The following is an 18,181-nucleotide window of genomic DNA, read 5'->3' on the forward strand; positions in this document are numbered from 1 at the left end:
AATGCGGCCGCATCGTTTGCTGGGCGCCTGCCCGGTAGGTGCCCGCTCGCGGCGTTCACCTGCTCAGACCATAGGATAGTGAGTCGTGACTCCAGCTGACCTTGCAGATCTCCTTCGTGCTACCGCTGCGAAGGTACTTGTCGAACGCGGATCCGACCCTGCGGTCCTGCCCGACGAGGTCAAGGTGGAGCGTCCCCGCAACCCTGAGCACGGTGACTATGCCACGAATGTGGCCATGCAGGTAGGTAAGAAGGCGGGTTTGAACCCCCGCGAATTCGCGACGCTGCTGGCCGAGGCCTTGTCACAGGCCGAGGGCATCGACGCCGCGGAGATCGCCGGACCCGGTTTCCTCAACATCCGGCTGGCCAAGTCCGCACAGGGCGCGATCATCGAGACCATCCTCGCCGCGGGCGAGAAGTACGGCACCGCGACCCCGCTCGCGGGACAGAAGATCAACCTCGAATTCGTCTCCGCCAACCCGACCGGACCCGTGCACCTCGGCGGCACCCGCTGGGCCGCCGTCGGTGACGCGCTGGGCCGCATCCTGTCGGCGCAGGGCGCGGAGGTCACCCGTGAGTACTACTTCAACGATCACGGCGCGCAGATCGACCGTTTCGCCAACTCACTGGTCGCGGCCGCCACCGGCCGGCCGACCCCGGACGACGGCTACGCGGGCGCGTACATCGGTGAGATCGCCGACACCATCGTCGCCGCGAACCCGCAGGCGCTGAGCCTGTCCGCGGACGAGCAGCGCGAGCTGTTCCGGCGCGAGGGCGTCGAGCTGATGTTCGCGCAGATCAAGCAGAACCTGCACGAGTTCGGCGTCGACTTCGACGTGTACTTCAACGAGAGCTCGCTGTTCGCCTCCGGCGCGGTCGAGCAGGCCATCGAGTTCCTCAAGGACTCCGGCAAGCTCTACGAGAAGGACGGCGCGTGGTGGATCGCCTCCACCGAGTACGGCGACGACAAGGACCGCGTCGTCATCAAGAGCGACGGCAACTCCGCCTACATCGGCGGTGACATCGCCTACTTCCAGAACAAGCGCTCGCGTGGCTTCGACCTGTGCATCTACATGCTGGGCGCCGACCACCACGGCTACATCGGGCGGCTGAAGGCGGCCGCCGCCGCGTTCGGCGACAACCCGGACACCGTAGAGGTGCTCATCGGCCAGATGGTGAACCTGGTCAAAGACGGTGCGGCCGTGAAGATGTCGAAGCGGGCGGGCACCGTCATCACGCTCGACGACCTGGTCGACGCGATCGGCGTGGACGCCGCCCGGTATTCGCTGGTGCGGTCCTCGGTGAACTCGAGCATCGACATCGACCTGGACCTGTGGACCAAGGCCGACAGCGAGAACCCGATCTACTACGTGCAATACGCGCACGCCCGCACCAACCAGATCATCGGCAACGCCGCCGCGTTCGACTATGCCTCGGTGACACCGGATTTCGCCCTGCTCACCGATGTGCGCGAGGGCGAGCTCATTCGCACCCTCGGCGAGTACCCGCGGGTGGTGGCCACCGCCGCCGAAGCCCGTGAGCCGCACCGGGTAGTGCGCTACCTGGAAGAACTGGCCGGGGCCTACCACCCCTTCCAGTCCGACAAGACGCTGCGCGTCATCCCGCAGGGCGACGACGATGTCAGCCCGCTCAACGCCACTCGTCTCGAGATGGTGAAAGCCACCCGTCAGGTTCTCGCCAACGGCCTCGGCCTGCTAGGCGTCTCTGCCCCGGAGCGTATGTAAATGAGTGCACACCCCGCTGGTCCCCGGCACGCCGACATCCCGCACGCGCCGGTGCTCGCCGAGCGCCCGTCCGCGCCCGCGCAGATGATCGAACTGCCCGGGAATGTCTGGCCGCGCAATGCTTCCCGTGACGCCGACGGCGTCGTGCAGCTGGCCGGGGTGCCGGTGCACGAGCTGGCCGCCGAGTACGGGACCCCGCTGTTCGTCATCGACGAGGACGACTTCCGGTCACGCTGCCGCGATATGGTCCGCGCCTTCGGCGACGGCGCGCGCGTGCACTACGCCTCCAAGGCGTTCCTGTGCGGCGAGATCGCCCGCTGGATTCGCGACGAGGGCCTGCACCTCGACGTCTGCTCCGGCGGCGAGCTGGCGGTGGCGCTGCACGCCGGGTTCCCGGCCGAGCGGATCGCGTTGCACGGCAACAACAAGTCGGTGCCCGAGCTGGAGATGGCGGTCACGGCGGGTGTCGGCGACATCGTGCTCGACTCGCTGATCGAGATCGAACGCCTCGAGGCCGTCGCCAAGCGCGCGGGCAAGGTCGTCGACGTCCTGGTCCGGGTGACCGTCGGCGTGGAAGCCCATACCCACGAATACATTTCGACCGCGCACGAGGATCAGAAGTTCGGCTTCTCGATCTCCGGCGGCGACGCGCTCAACGCCATCGCGCGGGTCTTCGAGTCCGACAACCTGCGCCTGCTCGGTCTGCACTCGCACATCGGCTCGCAGATCTTCGAGATCGACGGTTTCGAGATCTCCACCCGCCGCATGCTGGGCCTGCTGCGCGAGGTCGCCGACAAGTTCGGCATGGAGCGCGCCACCCAGATGAACATTCTGGATCTCGGTGGCGGCCTTGGTATTTCGTACCTGCCGCACGAGAATCCGCCCGCCCTGAGCGATTTCGCCGCCAACCTGCGCCGGATCGTCGCCGAGGAGGCCGAGCGGGCCGGGCTGCCGATGCCGACCATCGCGGTCGAGCCGGGTCGCGCTATCGCGGGCCCCGGGACCGTCACCCTCTACGAGGTCGGCACCATCAAAGATGTTGTGTTGGACGGCGGTAACCGGCGACGCTATGTGAGCGTCGACGGCGGCATGAGCGACAACATCCGGCCCGCGCTGTATCAGGCCGAGTACGACTGCCGCCTGGTCTCGCGGTCCAGCGAGGCCGGTCCGGTTGTCGCTCGGGTGGTCGGAAAGCATTGCGAGAGTGGGGATATCGTCATTCGCGATACCTGGCTCCCGGCCGATGTCGGCCCGGGCGACCTGGTGGCGGTGGCCGCGACCGGCGCGTACTGCTACTCGATGTCGAGCCGTTACAACCTGCTCACCCGGCCCGCCGTGGTCGCGGTGCGGGATGGCAAGGCGCGCTTGATCCTTCGTCGTGAGACGGTGGAAGACCTACTCAGCTTGGAGGTGAAGGCATGACCGAGGCGAACAACGCCAAAACTGGCGTGTGGGGATCGGATCATCCGATCGGGGTGGCCGTCCTCGGCATGGGCACGGTCGGTACCGAGGTGGTGCGGATCATCCGCGATCACGCCGACGACCTGTGCAATCGCGTCGGCGCCCCGGTGGTGCTGCGCGGTGTCGCCGTTCGCGACCTGAACAAGGATCGCGGCCTGTCGGCCGAGCTGCTCACCACCGATGCCGAAACCCTGGTCACCCGTGACGATGTCGACATCGTCGTCGAGGTGATGGGCGGCATCGACCCGGCCCGCGCCCTGATCCGCTCCGCGCTCAACGCGGGCAAGTCGGTGGTCACCGCCAACAAGGCGCTGCTGGCCGATTACACCGGCGAGCTGGCCGGTGCGGCCGAAAACCACCGTGCCGACCTGTATTTCGAGGCCGCGGTCGCCGGAGCCATCCCGGTGGTGCGCCCGCTGATCCAGTCGTTGTCGGGTGACCGGGTGAACCGGGTCGTCGGAATCGTCAACGGCACCACCAACTTCATCCTCTCGGCGATGGCCGAGACCGGCGCGGCCTACGCCGACGTGCTGGCCGAGGCCACCCGCCTGGGCTACGCCGAGGCCGACCCGACCGCCGACGTCGAGGGCTACGACGCCGCCGCCAAGGCCGCCATCCTGGCCTCGGTCGCCTTCCACACCCGCGTCACCTCGGCCGATGTCTACCGCGAGGGCATCTCCAAGATCACCGCCGAGGATCTCGAGACCGCCGCCGCCGTCGGCTGCACGGTGAAGCTGCTGGCCATGGCCGAGCGCGTCACCGACGAGGACGGCAAGGAGAAGATCTCCGCCCGCGTCTACCCGGCCCTGATCCCGCGCAAGCACCCGCTGGCCTCGGTCAGCGGCGCGTTCAACGCGGTCGTCGTGGAGGCCGAGAACGCGGGCCGCCTGATGTTCTACGGGCAGGGCGCCGGTGGCGCTCCCACCGCGTCGGCCGTGATGGGCGACCTGGTGATGGCCGCGCGCAACAAGTTCTACGGCGGCCGGGCGCCCGGCGAATCGGTTTATGCTGAGTTGCCGATCGCCTCGATCGGCGACACCCCGACCCGCTACCACGTGAACCTGCAGGTAGCAGACCGTGCGGGTGTGCTGCAAACGGTCGCCGGTGAGTTCGCCAAGCACGGCGTCAGCATCTCGACGGTCCGCCAGGAAGGCCACGACGTGGGCGCGCGCCTGGTCGTGGTGACCCACCACGCGCAGGAATCCGCGCTGGCGGATACCGTTGCGGCGTTGGCCGAACTGGACTCCGTCACGTCCGTGACCAGTGTTCTGAGATTGGAAGGCACCGAGGAATGAGTGCAACCGCACGAGCGACCGCCGCTGTGCACACGCCGTGGCCCGGTCTGATCGATGCGTACCGGGACCGCCTGGCGATCCCGGCTGACTGGAAGGCCGTCACCCTCTTCGAGGGCGGCACGCCGCTGGTGCCCGCGCACTACCTGTCCGAGGTCACCGGCTGTGAGGTGTACCTCAAGGTCGAGGGCGCGAACCCGACCGGTTCCTTCAAGGACCGCGGCATGACCATGGCCATGACCGATGCCAAGTACCAGGGCAAGACGGCAGTGCTGTGCGCCTCCACCGGCAACACCTCGGCCTCGGCCGCGGCCTACGCCACCCGCGCGGGCCTGCACTGCGCGGTGCTGATCCCGCAGGGCAAGATCGCCATGGGCAAGCTGGCGCAGGCGGTCATGCTGGGCGCGAAGATCATTCAGGTCGACGGCAACTTCGACGACTGCCTCGAGCTGGCCCGCAAGGTGACCGCGGAGTTCACCGAGGTCGGCCTCGTGAACTCGGTGAACCCGGCCCGCATCGAGGGCCAGAAGACCGCCGCCTTCGAGATCGTGGACGCGCTGGGCAAGGCGCCCGACATCCACGCCCTGCCGGTCGGCAACGCGGGCAATATCACCGCGTACTGGAAGGGCTACAGCGAGTACTACGCCGACGGCATCATCACCTCGCGTCCGCGCATGCTCGGCGTGCAGGCCGCGGGTGCCGCGCCGCTGGTCCACGGTGCGCCGGTGGCCAATCCGGAGACCATCGCGACCGCCATCCGGATCGGCGCGCCCGCGTCCTGGAACGGTGCGATGACCGCCAAGGAGGAGTCCGGCGGCGTGTTCCGCGCGGCCACCGACGAGGAGATCCTCGCCGCGTACCGCCTGGTCGCGGCGAAGGAGGGCGTCTTCGTGGAGCCCGCCTCTGCCGCTTCGGTCGCCGGTCTGCTGGCCGCGCACGCCGAGGGCTGGGTCGAGCCGGGCCTCACCGTGGTCTGCACGGTGACCGGCAACGGTCTCAAGGATCCGGACAACGCGCTGGCGGGCATGCCCGCGGTGAAGCCGATCGCGGTCGACCCGGTCGCGGTGGCCCACGAACTCGAGCTGGCCTGAATTGAATTCGCGCGAAGGTCAGCTCGCCGAGCGAGCGAGCAGGGACACCGTCCGGACCCTGCCCGCCGGAATCACCGTCACCGTGCGGGTTCCGGCGTCCAGCGCCAATCTGGGGCCGGGTTTCGATTCCCTCGGAATCGCTTTGGGACTCTACGACGAGATCACGGTGTCCACCACGGACTCCGGGCTCACCATCAAGGTGGAGGGTGAGGGCGCCGACGACGTGCCCTGGGGCCCTTCACATCTGGTGGTGCGCGCCATCGAACGCGGCCTGCAGGCCGCGGGCGTCTGGGCGGATGGCCTGGACGTGGTGTGCCACAACGTGATTCCGCACTCGCGGGGCATGGGCTCGTCGGCTTCCGCGGTCGTCGGCGGTCTCGCCGCCGGTCGCGGTCTGGCCGGCAAGTTCGATCCGGAACTGGCCTACGGCGATGACGTGATGGTGCAGTTGGCCGCCGAATTCGAAGGCCACCCGGACAACTCGTCCGCCAGCATCCTGGGCGGAATCGTGGTGTCCTGGACCGAAACCGACCGTCCCGCGGACGCCGGTTTCACCGATGCCAGCGATCACAATCCGCGCGTCTACCGTGCGGTGCGACTGGAACCGCACGCCTCGCTGCGTCCCGTCGTGCTGATTCCGGAGGAGCGCTCCGCCACCGCGCACACCCGCGGTCTGCTGCCGGAGACGGTGCCGCACGGCGACGCCGCCTTCAATGTGAGCCGGGCCGCGCTGGCGGTAGTCGCCTTGACGCAGCGCCCTGACCTGCTGTTGCCCGCCACCGCGGACCGGTTACACCAGGGCTATCGCGAATCCGCGCTGCCGCTCACCACCACCTGGGTGGAACGCTTGCGCGCGGCCGGAATCGCGGCCACCGTTTCGGGTGCGGGTCCGACCATCATGGCCCTCGGGACCAGCGAATTCCCCGAAGAACTGCGCGAACTCGCCATCGCGGACGGCCTGCGCGTCCTCGAACCGGGCATCGCCGACGGCGTATTGGTCGATTGACAGCGCGCCTGCCTTGCCGATGCAAAAGGTGGGAGCTATCCTGAGCGAGTCCGTACATCGTGCGCGTCAGACGCCGGTGCTTCATCAGGGCAAATCGCTCCAGAGGCTCCTTGCTCAGGCTCGAGGCTTGAGGCTCGAAACTTGGGGGTAGCCAGTCAACTGGAATGATCTCTCCCACCGTTTTTTGATGAGCACAAGCTCTTGGTGGCGAAGCCCATCTGGCGACTCCGCTGATTCGGCGGGACAGGAGACAACTCACCATCCGGTGGGTGTTGACCTGGAAACAAGTGCGGTACGGCATCCGAGTCCGGCAGGAGACCGGACTGCAGGAGGAACCCTCGAACAGGCACACGGCGGTCGAGGGAAGGAAAGGATTTCCGTGACAGATACGGACCTGCTCGCGACACCCGGGGTGGAAAGCGATTCAGCTTCCTCGGATGGCCGCGAAAGTGACTCCGGACAGATTTCGAAGATGAGCGAACAAACTGACGTCGCACGATCGGGGCTGACTGGAATGTTGTTGCCGCAGTTGCGTGCGCTTGCTGGAGAACTCGGTATCCGAGGCACTTCCGGGATGCGTAAGGGTGATCTCATCGCCGCCATCAAGGAGAACCAGTCCGGTGGTGGCGCTGCGAAGGTCACCGCTGCCACGGGAAAGGCCACCGCGCGCGGCGCGAAGGCCAAGTCCGATGACGCGCCGACGGGTGGGGAGTCCGCGTCGGCCAAGGCCGACAGCGCCCCGAAGACCGACTCCGCCAAGGCGGATGTGAAGGCCGATGCTCCGGCGATCACTGCCGAGCCGGCTCGCGAGAAGACCGAAGCCCGCCAAACCTCTTCGGAGACGCGCGAATCCAAGCGCGACGAGACCGAGGGCGCTCGCGCCGAGGGCGGCGACGACAGCCGTGACGGCGGCCAGCGTGGGCGTGGTCGTCAGCGCCGGGGCCGTGAACAGCGTGGCGGCGGAGCGAATGCCGAAGGCACCGCCACCGCTACCGTCACCGAGGCTCCCGCGGAGCCCAAGGGCGATCAGGACGGTGGCGAACGCCGCCGCGAGCGCAACAATCAGGGTGAGCGCCAGCAGGGCGAGCGCAACAACCAGGGTGGCGAGCGTAGCCAGCAGGGTGGGCGCAACCAGGGTGAGCGTGGCCAGGGTGAACGTGGCCAGGGCGAGCGCAACCAGCAGAACGGTGGCCAGCAGAACGGCGCCGCTCGCGGAAATGATCGCGCGCGCAACAACAACGACGACGACGAGGAAGGCGGGCGCGGACGTCGCGGCCGGCGCTTCCGCGAGCGTCGCCGTGGGCGTGACCGTGAGGACGGCGGCACCGAGCCGCGCGAGACCCGCGAGATGGAAATCCGCGACGACGATGTCCTGCAGCCCGTCGCCGGCATCCTCGACGTGCTCGACAACTACGCGTTCGTGCGCACCTCCGGCTACCTGGCCGGACCGAACGACGTCTACGTGTCGATGAACCTGGTTCGCAAGAACGGCCTGCGCCGCGGTGACGCCATCACCGGTGCGGTCCGCGCTCCGCGTGACGGGGATCAGAGCAACCAGCGTCAGAAGTTCGATCCGCTGGTGCGGTTGGACACGGTCAACGGCTCGGACATCGAAAGTGCCAAGCGCCGACCGGAATTCAACAAGCTCACCCCGCTGTACCCGAACCAGCGACTGCGGCTCGAGACCACGGCCAACAAGCTGACCACGCGCATGATCGACCTGATCATGCCGATCGGTAAGGGTCAGCGCGCGCTGATCGTGTCCCCGCCCAAGGCGGGTAAGACGATGGTCATCCAGGACATCGCCAACGCGATCGCCACCAACAACCCGGAGTGCTACCTGATGGTGGTGCTGGTGGACGAGCGTCCCGAGGAAGTGACCGATATGCAGCGCTCCGTGCGCGGCGAGGTCATCGCCTCCACGTTCGACCGCCCGCCGGGCGACCACACCTCGGTCGCCGAGCTCGCCATCGAGCGCGCCAAGCGCCTGGTGGAGGCCGGTCAGGATGTCGTCGTGCTGCTCGATTCGATCACTCGTCTCGGCCGCGCGTACAACAACTCGTCCCCGGCTTCGGGCCGAATCCTTTCCGGTGGTGTGGATTCCACCGCGCTGTACCCGCCCAAGCGGTTCCTCGGCGCGGCCCGCAACATCGAGAACGGTGGCTCGCTCACCATCATCGCGACCGCCCTGGTCGAGACCGGTTCCACCGGTGACACGGTCATCTTCGAGGAGTTCAAGGGCACGGGTAACGCCGAGCTCAAGCTCGATCGCAAGATCGCCGAGCGCCGCGTGTTCCCGGCGGTGGACGTCAACCTGTCCAGCACTCGTCGCGACGATCTACTGATGTCGCCCGACGAGGCGGCCGTGCTGCACAAGCTGCGTCGCGTGCTGTCCGGCCTGGACTCGCATCAGGCGATCGACCTCATGGTCGACCGGTTGAAGAAGACCAAGAGCAACATCGAATTCCTGATGACGGTCTCGAAGACCGCCCCGGGTTCCGTGGACGAATAAGTCACTCCCCCGCCTCCCCGGAACTTTTGCGGGCCGTGGGAGCCGGGGGACTTGTGCACCCGCCCGGCGGTCAGGCACAAGTCCAGTGCTGGACGTACCCGGTGAGTTACCCACACGGGCACGAAATCAGTTGTCGCCCTGGGGATCGGAACGGCAACACGTGCGGCGGCTCCGCTTCGGCGGGGTCGCCGCGCTGCTGTTTGCGGGCTGAAGAAGGCGAGGCCGATCAGGGCGGCCCCGATGATCATGAAGGCGATGATGAGCGCGGTCACGTCGCCGGCGGAACCACCCGACGACGTGACCGCTGTGTAGGTGAACGTGTCGTCACCCTGCGCCGGCGCGGCGGCGTCGGGCGCCAGCCACCAGCCCAGTGCTACCAAGAGAATCAGAGTCACCAGGACCACCCCCGCGGCGATTTCCGCGCGCCGATGTGTTCTCCCGGTCTCGGCATGTGCGTGGACGGGGGATAGACCCCCGGCCGCCGCGTCCTTCCCGGTCACTGCTGTCCTTCCGATAGTCGCGAGACTCTCACCTGGACGAAACTCTATGAACACAGGTGTTCGTATTCTTGAGTAGCGAGCTACTCGACTTTCAGCCTCGCTCGAGGCTCCGGAATATGCGTGCCCGTAGTTTTGCGGGGTGTTCCGGTCTGCACAGAGACGTTACGACCGTTGTCTGGGAGCTCGCTGTGCGTGCCCTGCGAGACTGTCGCGCGATCGCTGTGGCCCAGGTCACCGGGTTTGTCGGGTTCGGAGCGGGTGCGCGGGGGCGTGGAATAACCGCGGGTGGCCCGGCGTCTATATGTCCGTTGGCCGATGTCTATACTGGCCAGTCGGCAACCATGCCAAAGTCTGTTCCGGTTCACGTCTTCACGAAGGCGACCCGGGGCTATCGAAAGGACACCCATGAAGGCAGGAATTCACCCCACGTACGTGGACACCACGGTCGTGTGCGGCTGCGGCAACACCTTCCAGACCAAGAGCACCAAGGAGTCCGGCCAGATCTCGGTCGAGGTTTGCTCCCAGTGCCACCCGTTCTACACGGGTAAGCAGAAGATTCTGGACACCGGTGGCCGCGTGGCTCGCTTCGAGGCTCGCTACGGCAAGCGTGCCGCCAAGGCTGGCAACTAGCTGTTCCGACGACGCCCGCTCTGCGATTTCGCAGGCGGGCGTCGCCGCGTTTTCAGACCTCGAACACCTCACATCCCGGGCCTGTGCCCACCCAGAAGGAGCCTCCGCGATGGCCGACCAGTCCGCGGCCCCGTCCGCTATCGACGACATCCTGGCCGAGTACACCGGCCTCGAGATGCAGCTGTCGGATCCCGCGCTGCACAACGACCCGGGTGCGGCCCGTCGCGTCGGTAAGCGGTTCGCCGAACTGGGCCCGATCATGGCCACCTACCAGCGGTTGGCAAGTGCGCGTGACGATCTCGCGGCGGCCGAGGAACTGGCCGCCGACGACTCGTCGTTCGCCGCCGAGGTGCCCGGCCTGCGCGCGCAGGTGCTGGAATACGACAAGCAGCTCACCGATCTGCTCGCGCCGCGCGACCCGCACGACGGCGACGACGTCATCCTCGAGGTGAAATCCGGTGAGGGCGGCGAGGAATCGGCGCTGTTCGCCTCCGATCTGGCCCGCATGTACATCCGCTACGCGGAACGGCACGGCTGGAAGGTCGAGGTGCTGGGTGTCACCTACTCCGACCTGGACGGCTACAAGGACGCCAGCTTCTCCATCAAGAGCAAGGAACCCAGCCGCGACGGCGTGTGGTCCAAGCTCAAGTTCGAGGGCGGCGTGCACCGGGTGCAGCGCGTCCCGGTGACCGAATCGCAGGGCCGCATCCACACCTCGGCCGCGGGCGTACTGGTCTACCCCGAGCCCGACGAGGTCGAGGAGGTCGAGATCGACGAGAAGGACCTGCGCATCGACGTCTACCGGTCCTCCGGCAAGGGCGGTCAGGGCGTCAACACCACCGACTCGGCGGTCCGCCTCACCCACCTGCCCACTGGCCTGGTGGTGACCTGCCAGAACGAACGCTCCCAGTTGCAGAACAAGATTCGCGCCAAGCAGGTGCTGGCCGCGCGACTGCAGGCGCTCATGGAGGAGCAGGCCGACGCCGAGGCGGCGTCGGGCCGGGCCGCGCAGATCCGCACGGTGGACCGCTCCGAGCGCATCCGCACCTACAACTTCCCGGAGAACCGCATCGCCGATCACCGCATCGGTTTCAAGGCGCACAATCTGGATTCGGTGCTCGACGGCAACCTCGACGACCTGTTCGGCGCGCTCGGCGATGCCGATCGCGCGGCCCGCCTCGCCGCCGAATAAGCCCGTGAGCGGCCGCCACGCCCGGCCGGGCAGACCGGCCGGGATTCCCGCGGAGGCGGTTGCGTCGTGCGTATTTCGTGCGAGCATGAGCAGGGGAGAGAGGCGGCGATTGTGACTCGCGCACCATTGCGTCCGGCCGTGCGGGAAGCGACGGAGCTACTGCGCGCCGCGGGCGTGCACAGTCCCGAGGCCGACGCGGAATTCCTCGCGGCCCACGTGCTCGGCGTCGACCGGGGTCGCCTGGCGCTGATGCCCATGCTGACCCCCGACCAGCTCGAGGAGTACCGCAAGCTGGTCGCCCGGCGTGCGGAACGCGTTCCGCTGCAACACCTTACGGGCACCGCGGCGATGGGTGAGATCGATCTCGCGGTCGGCCCCGGCGTCTTCGTGCCGCGCCCGGAGACCGAACTGATCTTCGCCTGGGCGCTCGCGCAACTCGAGGCCGCGGGCCACGAGCACCAGCCCGTCGTGGTCGACCTGTGCACCGGTTCCGGGGCCCTGGCCCTGGCCGTCGCGCACGCCCGCCCCGACGCCCAGGTGCACGCCGTCGAACTCGATGCCGAGGCGCTGGCCTGGGCCCGCCGCAACGCCCTGCAACTGGCCGACGAGGGCGACACCCCGATCGACCTGCACGCCGGTGACGCCACCGATCCCAAGCTCCTCGAACAGCTCGACGGCACCGTCGACGTGGTGGTCTCCAACCCGCCCTACATCCCCGAGGACGCGCGGCTGGATCCCGAAGTGGCGGACCACGATCCGCACCGCGCCCTGTTCGGCGGCCCGGACGGCCTGGACGTGATCCGCCCGATGATCTCCACCATCGCGCGGCTGCTGCGCCCCGGCGGCACCGTCGCCGTCGAACACGACGACTCCAACGGCTCCGGCGTCGCCGCCCTGTTCACTATGCACGGCGACTTCACCGAAATCGCCGAACACCCCGACCTGGCGGGCAGACCCCGCTTCGTCTCCGCCCGCCGCCGCCCCAATTGACCCGGGGCCGCACGGGTCTGCGCGAGCGGTGACGAATCACGCTGCGCCGTAGCATGTCACGGTTCGATGATCCGACCGCGCGGGGTTGGACCAGCGCCGTGCCGGAAGCCGTTGGCGCGCAGTGCGATTCTCGAACCCGGCGCTACCCGGGTTCGTCGGTGATCTCGACGCCGTGCCAGAAGGCGACGTGGTCCTTGATCTTGCGGGCCAGCGGGCTGGGCTTGGGATAGAACCAGGCGGCGTCGGTGTTCACCTCGCCGTCGACGGTCACCGTGTAGTAGCTGGCTCGGCCCTTCCAGGGGCAGATCGAATGGTGGGCGCTTTCGGTGAAATACTGCGGATGCAGCGAATCGACCGGAAAGTACTGGTTGCCCTCGACTTCGACGGTGTGCGGTGACTCCGCGATGACCGTTCCGTTCCATATCGCACGCATCATGGGACCGTGCCTCCTTCGTCAAGTCGAGGATACGAGCGCTCACAGCGGCCCGTGCTCGGGAACACAGCGTCGCGTGCCAAGATGTCAGCCGTGAGTACCGTCTACGACTGTGCCGATCCCGACTCGCGTGCCGCCGGCCTCAATGCCGCGCGCAGCACGCTGAAGTCCGGGCGGTTGGCCGTTATTCCGACCGATACGCTCTACGGCCTCGCCGCCGACGCGTTCGACAGTCAGGCGGTGGGTGCGCTGCTGGCCGCCAAGCGCCGCGGGCGGGACATGCCGGTGCCGGTGCTGGTCGGATCGTGGAACACGATCGACGGCCTGGTCTACTCGGTGCGCCCGCAGGCCCGCGAGCTGATCCGCGCGTTCTGGCCGGGCGGGCTGACTCTCGTTGTGCAGCAGGCGCCTTCGCTGGCCTGGGACCTCGGTGACGCGCGCGGCACGGTCGCGCTGCGGATGCCGCTGCACCCGGTCGCGCTGGAACTGCTGCGCGAGGTGGGACCGCTGGCGGTGTCCAGCGCCAATGTCTCCGGGCAGCCGCCCGCCACCACGGTCGCCGAGGCGCAGGCGCAGCTGGGCGACCTGATCGGCGTCTACCTCGACGGCGGCCCTGCCGATCACGCCGTGGCCTCCACCATCGTCGACCTCACCGCGGACACCCCGCGCATCCTGCGTGAAGGCGCGGTGCCGGTGGAGAAGATCGCGGAGGTGCTCGGCATGTCGCCCGAGGAGCTCCACGGGTCCGACGCGCGGTAACGGCGCATCGGATGCTGTTGAGTCAGGGCGTTTTCAGCTCGGGCGCGGTCGTCCCGCTGCGCGAACTGCTGCTGGTACTGCTCGTCGCCTCGGTGGTGACGTTCCTGAGTACGGGCGGAATCCGGCTGCTGGCCATCGGGTTCGGTGCGGTGGCGGTCCCGCGCGAGCGTGACGTGCACGTGATTCCGGTGCCGCGAATGGGCGGTCTCGGCATCTATTTCGGCCTGCTGGCCGCGGTGCTGTTCGCGCACCAGCTGCCCGCGCTGCGTCGCGGCTTCGACTATCCGAAGGACATTCCGGCGGTCCTGGCCGCGGGCACGATCATCGTGGTGGTCGGCATCATCGACGACCGCTGGGGATTGGACGCGCTCACCAAATTCGTGGGGCAGGTCACAGCGGCCGGTGTGATGGCCGCGATGGGTTTGAGCTGGGTGGCCATCTACAACCCCTTCACCAACGAGACCGTGGTGCTGGATCCGCTGGTCGGCGGCCTGGTCACGGTCGGCATCACGGTCACCATCGTGAACGCCATGAATTTCGTGGACGGCCTCGACGGTCTGGCGGCGGGTCTGGGTTTCATCGCCTCGATCGCCGTTTTCGTGTTCACCGTGGGTTTGCTCTATGAGGTGGGCGGTTCCACCGACACCTATCCGCCCGCGTTGCTGGCCGCGGCGCTGGCCGGTGGCTGTCTCGGTTTTCTCCCACACAATTTCCAGCCCGCCCGCATTTTCATGGGTGATACCGGCTCGATGCTTATCGGTTTGATGCTGGCCGCGGTCTCGACCGGCGCTTCGGGCCGAATTCCGCTGCAGGGTTACGGCCCGCGCGACATCGTGGGTTTGCTGTCACCCCTGTTGCTGGTGGGTGCGGTGATGTTCATTCCCGTACTTGATCTTGTTCTGGCCGTCGTGCGTCGCGTTCGCGCAGGTGTGAGTTTTTCCACTCCCGACAAAATGCATCTGCATCACCGTTTGCTGCAGATCGGCCATTCCCACCGTCGCGTCGTGTTGCTCATCTATCTCTGGGTGAGCGTGTTCGCATTCGGTGCGGTCGGCGCCTCACTGGTGGACCGTCGCGTGGTGTTGTTGCTGTTCGCGGCGGGACTGGTTTTCGCGCTGGTCGTCACCGCGGTGCCGTCCTGGCGTGAGCTCAGTGACCGGGCCACCCGCAAACCGCCCCGCGATCACGATCACGCCGCCGGGTAGAGTTGCTGATCGTGAGCACGCCTTCCGATTCTGGTCCCGACGCCCCGCTGCGCGCGGCACTGCGCTACGGCATCGCCGGTTTGGCTGTGCTGGTTGTGTTTTCGGTCATCCTGTCGACGGTCTTCGCCGGTCTGCACGGGCTGTGGGGATCGCTGATCGGCGCCGCCCTCGGTGGCGCCTTCATCCTCACCACCGCCGCCTCGGTGCTGTTCAGCGCGAAGATCGAATCCGGTCTGCAGGGCATCGTGCTGCTCGGCAGCTGGGTCGGAAAGCTGCTGCTGACAGTCGTTGTCGTCGCGATCCTCAAGCAGTTCGACTTCTACAGCCCCCTTGCGCTGTTCCTCACCGTGATCGGCGCACTGCTGGTGGTCCTCGGCGCGGAGACGTACGGCCTTCTGCGGCAACGGGTTCCGACCGTGGAGGTCGAGCGCGACCTCTAGTCGAAGGCCCGCGAGCCAGCCGCCCGGACACGGTTGGCTGGGAGTTTCGCGGGCCCCCTACGCATTGTCGTAGATAACTTGATAAACTCTTTACTTGTAGCCAACCGAATCAACAGGGGGGGTCGCCTGAGACCCGCCTGAGAGCAGGTTATGCTGACTGCCGTACCGGGCCCTTTGGGGTCACCGGTTCTGCACCGTCGACGATGTCGCCGACGCGCGTACAGACGCCAGGGCATTACTGCCCACAGCTGCTGACGAACTTCGAGCCGACCTGAGTCGACCCACCAGATCGTCAATGTCCGATCGAACCGCAGGAGAAAACCATCTCCTGCGGCCCGACCACGGGAGAGAACGCTGAGCGTCACCATTTTGGCGGGCGAGTTCCACGCACCGTCGCTTAACGACTTCTTCCCTCCAGCTGTGCTGTTCGAGGGGACCCCTTTCGAGCTCGACCGTTTGATGCTCATTCGCATCCTTATGTCGGTCGTTCTCATCGCCGTCATGGTGCTGGCTTTCCGCAGCCCTCGGCTGGTTCCGCGTGGCCTGCAGAATGTCGCGGAATACGGTCTGGTGTTCGTCAAGGAGCAGATCTGTGACGAGGTGCTGGGCAAGGAATCCGGGAAGAAGTTCTTCCCGCTGATCGCCTCGATCTTCTTCGCGGTGCTGTTCCTGAACTTCTCCAGCATCATTCCGTTCCTGAACATTTCGTCGAACGCCCGGATCGGTATGCCGCTGGTACTGGCCGTCGTCGCCTACGTCACGTTCAACTACGTGGGCATCAAGAAGTACGGCTTCCTGAAGTACATGCGCTCGTCGATCGTGGTGCCGAACGTGCCGCCGGCGCTGCACGTGCTGCTGATCCCGATCGAGTTCATCTCGACCTTCGTGCTGCGCCCGTTCACGCTGACCGTCCGTCTCATGGCGAACATGCTGGCAGGCCACATCATGTTGGTGCTGTTCTTCAGTGCCACCCAGTTCTTCCTGTTCGATGCCGTCACCTGGATGAAGGTGTTCTCGCCGTTCTCGCTGCTCGCGGGCTTCGGCTTCACCCTCTTCGAGATCCTGGTGGTTTTCCTGCAGGCGTACGTGTTCGCGCTGCTGACCGCTGTGTACATCGGTCTGGCGCAGCACGCCGACTCTCACTGACCGACCGCACCAACACCTAAACCTGCCTTACACGCCGCCCGGCGGGTGGGCGACAGAAAGGGAATGAATACACATGAGCACCCTCTCGTACCTGGCTGCCGAAGTTGCCGAATCCAAGTCCAAGGGTTTCGGCGCCATCGGTTACGGCCTCGCTGCGATCGGCCCCGGCATCGGTGTAGGCATCGTCGTCGGTAAGGCCATCGAGGGCATCGCCCGTCAGCCCGAGCTGCAGGGCACCATCCGGACCAACATGTTCCTGGGTATCGCGTTCACCGAGGCCCTGGCGCTGATCGGTCTCGTCGCCGGCTTCATTTTCTGATTCCGGCAAACGACTAGGAATCAACGATGAACAGCATGTATTTGCTTGCGGCCGAGGAGGATATCAATCCCCTCGTCCCGAAGACCTACGACATCGTCTGGTCTGCGATCGTCTTCATCGTTATCGCCGTCGTCTTCGCCAAGTACGTCGTCCCGCGCCTGACCAAGGTGCTCGACGAGCGTTCCGAGAAGATCGAGGGCGGTATCGCCAAGGCCGAGGCCGTGCAGGCCGAGGCCCAGTCGACTCTCCAGCAGTACCAGGAGCAGCTGGCCGAGGCTCGCCTCGAGGCCGCTCGCATCCGTGAGGAAGCCCGTACCCAGGGACAGACGATTCTGTCCCAGATGCGGACCGAGGCGCAGGCCGAGGCCGACCGCATCGTGGCCGCCGGGCACTCGCAGCTGGAGGCTCAGCGTCAGCAGATCGTGACCGAGCTGCGCTCCGAGCTGGGCCGCACCGCGGTCGACCTGGCCGAGAAGATCATCGGTCAGTCGGTGGCCGACGAGGCCAAGCAGGCGGCGTCGATCGACCGGTTCCTCTCGGAGCTGGACGCGAACGCCGGCATCGGGGTCGGAAGGTAACGAACCGAAAGTGGGAAGCATGTACGCAGCGAGCCGCGAGGCGAGCTCCCGTGCGCGGGAAGCTCTTCGGGCCGCTCTGACCGGAAGCGACTCCGTCGCGGCCACGACGGGCTCCGAACTGTTCGCCGTTGTCGCCGTCCTCGACGACCAGCGTTCGCTGCGTGTGGCGCTCGCGGATAAGTCGGTGTCGAGCTCGGCGCGCGCCGAGCTGGCCGAACGCCTCTTCGGCGGCAAGGTCAGCGGGACCACCCAGACCATACTGACCACCGCGGTGGCTCAGGACTGGTCGCGGTCGCGTGACCTGGTCGACACGTTGATCCTGCTCGGCCGCGAAGCGCTGTTGCGCGCCGCGGACGAGCGTGGACGCCTCAGCGCGGTCGAGGACGAGCTGTTCCGGCTGGCCCGGATCATCGACGACAACCCGGACCTGGAGCAGGCGCTGCAGGACCACGGCAAGCCGGCTGCGGCCAAGCGTGCCCTGGTGCAGCGTCTGCTCGCCGGCAAGGTCGAGGACATCACCCTGCAGCTGGCCGAACAGGCCGTGCTGCGCCACAAGGGCGATGCCGGCGAGGCCATCGACGGGCTGTCCGATCTGGCGGCGTCGCTCCGGGAGCAGATCGTGGCGCACGTGCGTGCCGCGGTCGCCCTGACGCCGCAGCAGCGCGAGCAGCTGGCTGCCTCGCTGCAGCGCATCTACGACAAGCCCGTCACCGTGCACGTGCAGGAGGACCCGAGCCTGCTGGCCGGTGTCGTCGTGCGCGTCGGCGACGACCTGATCGACGGCAGCGCCGTCGGACGCCTTCAGCGCCTGCGCCAGTCTCTCGCCTGAGACAGCCCAGAAGCGCAGTAACACACCGACATTCGAGACCCACAGCGAGAGCAG

17 protein-coding genes are annotated in these 18,181 nt (G+C 67.1%); 16 read left to right on the top strand and 1 reads right to left on the bottom strand.

Features of this window, described 5'->3' with window-relative positions:
• The first annotated feature begins 85 nt into the window (after positions 1 to 85).
• The 9 genes from argS (at position 86) to prmC (ending at position 12,418) form a co-directional block, all read left to right on the top strand.
• The gene (argS, locus tag OG300_RS38470; protein WP_405489744.1) at positions 86 to 1,744 is read left to right on the top strand and encodes an arginine--tRNA ligase; all 1,659 of its coding nucleotides are present in this window, start codon (positions 86 to 88) and stop codon (positions 1,742 to 1,744) included.
• Positions 1,745 to 3,166, top strand: a complete 1,422-nt coding sequence (lysA, locus tag OG300_RS38475) for a diaminopimelate decarboxylase (RefSeq protein ID WP_405489746.1) — start codon at positions 1,745 to 1,747, stop codon at positions 3,164 to 3,166.
• Entirely contained in the window at positions 3,163 to 4,500 is a 1,338-nt protein-coding gene (locus OG300_RS38480; protein WP_405489748.1) for a homoserine dehydrogenase, read from the top strand. The genes lysA and OG300_RS38480 overlap by 4 nt, the downstream gene beginning before the upstream one ends.
• Complete coding sequence (gene thrC, locus OG300_RS38485) at positions 4,497 to 5,588, top strand: threonine synthase (protein ID WP_405489750.1); 1,092 nt, start codon at positions 4,497 to 4,499, stop codon at positions 5,586 to 5,588. Before OG300_RS38480 ends, thrC begins: the two co-directional genes overlap by 4 nt.
• A gap of 1 nt (position 5,589) precedes the next feature.
• The gene (gene thrB / locus OG300_RS38490; protein ID WP_405489752.1) at positions 5,590 to 6,594 is read left to right on the top strand and encodes a homoserine kinase; all 1,005 of its coding nucleotides are present in this window, start codon (positions 5,590 to 5,592) and stop codon (positions 6,592 to 6,594) included.
• A gap of 379 nt (positions 6,595 to 6,973) precedes the next feature.
• The gene (rho, locus tag OG300_RS38495) at positions 6,974 to 9,106 is read left to right on the top strand and encodes a transcription termination factor Rho (protein ID WP_405489754.1); all 2,133 of its coding nucleotides are present in this window, start codon (positions 6,974 to 6,976) and stop codon (positions 9,104 to 9,106) included.
• 905 nt (positions 9,107 to 10,011) lie between these two features.
• Positions 10,012 to 10,236, top strand: coding sequence for a 50S ribosomal protein L31 (rpmE, locus tag OG300_RS38500; protein ID WP_405489756.1), 225 nt, complete (start codon positions 10,012 to 10,014; stop codon positions 10,234 to 10,236).
• A gap of 109 nt (positions 10,237 to 10,345) precedes the next feature.
• Complete coding sequence (gene prfA / locus OG300_RS38505) at positions 10,346 to 11,428, top strand: peptide chain release factor 1 (protein WP_405489758.1); 1,083 nt, start codon at positions 10,346 to 10,348, stop codon at positions 11,426 to 11,428.
• A 111-nt stretch (positions 11,429 to 11,539) separates the two neighbouring features.
• A complete protein-coding gene (prmC, locus tag OG300_RS38510) occupies positions 11,540 to 12,418 on the top strand; it encodes a peptide chain release factor N(5)-glutamine methyltransferase (protein ID WP_405489760.1) in 879 nt (292 codons plus the stop codon).
• A 142-nt stretch (positions 12,419 to 12,560) separates the two neighbouring features.
• On the opposite strand, the gene OG300_RS38515 is transcribed toward prmC, so the two are convergent.
• Positions 12,561 to 12,854, bottom strand: a complete 294-nt coding sequence (locus tag OG300_RS38515; protein ID WP_405489762.1) for a DUF427 domain-containing protein — start codon at positions 12,852 to 12,854, stop codon at positions 12,561 to 12,563.
• A 90-nt stretch (positions 12,855 to 12,944) separates the two neighbouring features.
• Between OG300_RS38515 and OG300_RS38520 the strand changes: the two genes are divergently transcribed.
• The 7 genes from OG300_RS38520 to OG300_RS38550 all read left to right on the top strand — a co-directional run bounded on the left by OG300_RS38520 (position 12,945) and on the right by OG300_RS38550 (position 18,127).
• Positions 12,945 to 13,610, top strand: coding sequence for an L-threonylcarbamoyladenylate synthase (locus OG300_RS38520; RefSeq protein WP_405498833.1), 666 nt, complete (start codon positions 12,945 to 12,947; stop codon positions 13,608 to 13,610).
• A gap of 11 nt (positions 13,611 to 13,621) precedes the next feature.
• Entirely contained in the window at positions 13,622 to 14,815 is a 1,194-nt protein-coding gene (locus OG300_RS38525; RefSeq protein WP_405489764.1) for an MraY family glycosyltransferase, read from the top strand.
• An 8-nt stretch (positions 14,816 to 14,823) separates the two neighbouring features.
• A complete protein-coding gene (locus OG300_RS38530; RefSeq protein WP_405498834.1) occupies positions 14,824 to 15,255 on the top strand; it encodes a hypothetical protein in 432 nt (143 codons plus the stop codon).
• Positions 15,256 to 15,675: 420 nt separating this feature from the next.
• Positions 15,676 to 16,401, top strand: a complete 726-nt coding sequence (gene atpB / locus OG300_RS38535; protein ID WP_405489766.1) for a F0F1 ATP synthase subunit A — start codon at positions 15,676 to 15,678, stop codon at positions 16,399 to 16,401.
• A gap of 73 nt (positions 16,402 to 16,474) precedes the next feature.
• Positions 16,475 to 16,720 (top strand): ATP synthase F0 subunit C, encoded by a 246-nt coding sequence (locus OG300_RS38540; protein WP_040856073.1) that lies wholly within the window; start codon positions 16,475 to 16,477, stop codon positions 16,718 to 16,720.
• Between the two features lie 26 nt (positions 16,721 to 16,746).
• Positions 16,747 to 17,298 (top strand): F0F1 ATP synthase subunit B, encoded by a 552-nt coding sequence (locus OG300_RS38545; RefSeq protein WP_405489768.1) that lies wholly within the window; start codon positions 16,747 to 16,749, stop codon positions 17,296 to 17,298.
• Positions 17,299 to 17,317: 19 nt separating this feature from the next.
• Complete coding sequence (locus tag OG300_RS38550) at positions 17,318 to 18,127, top strand: F0F1 ATP synthase subunit delta (RefSeq protein WP_405489770.1); 810 nt, start codon at positions 17,318 to 17,320, stop codon at positions 18,125 to 18,127.
• Positions 18,128 to 18,181: the final 54 nt, after the last annotated feature.

This window comes from Nocardia sp. NBC_00511 (assembly GCF_045161165.1).
Classification (GTDB): Bacteria; Actinomycetota; Actinomycetes; order Mycobacteriales; family Mycobacteriaceae; genus Nocardia.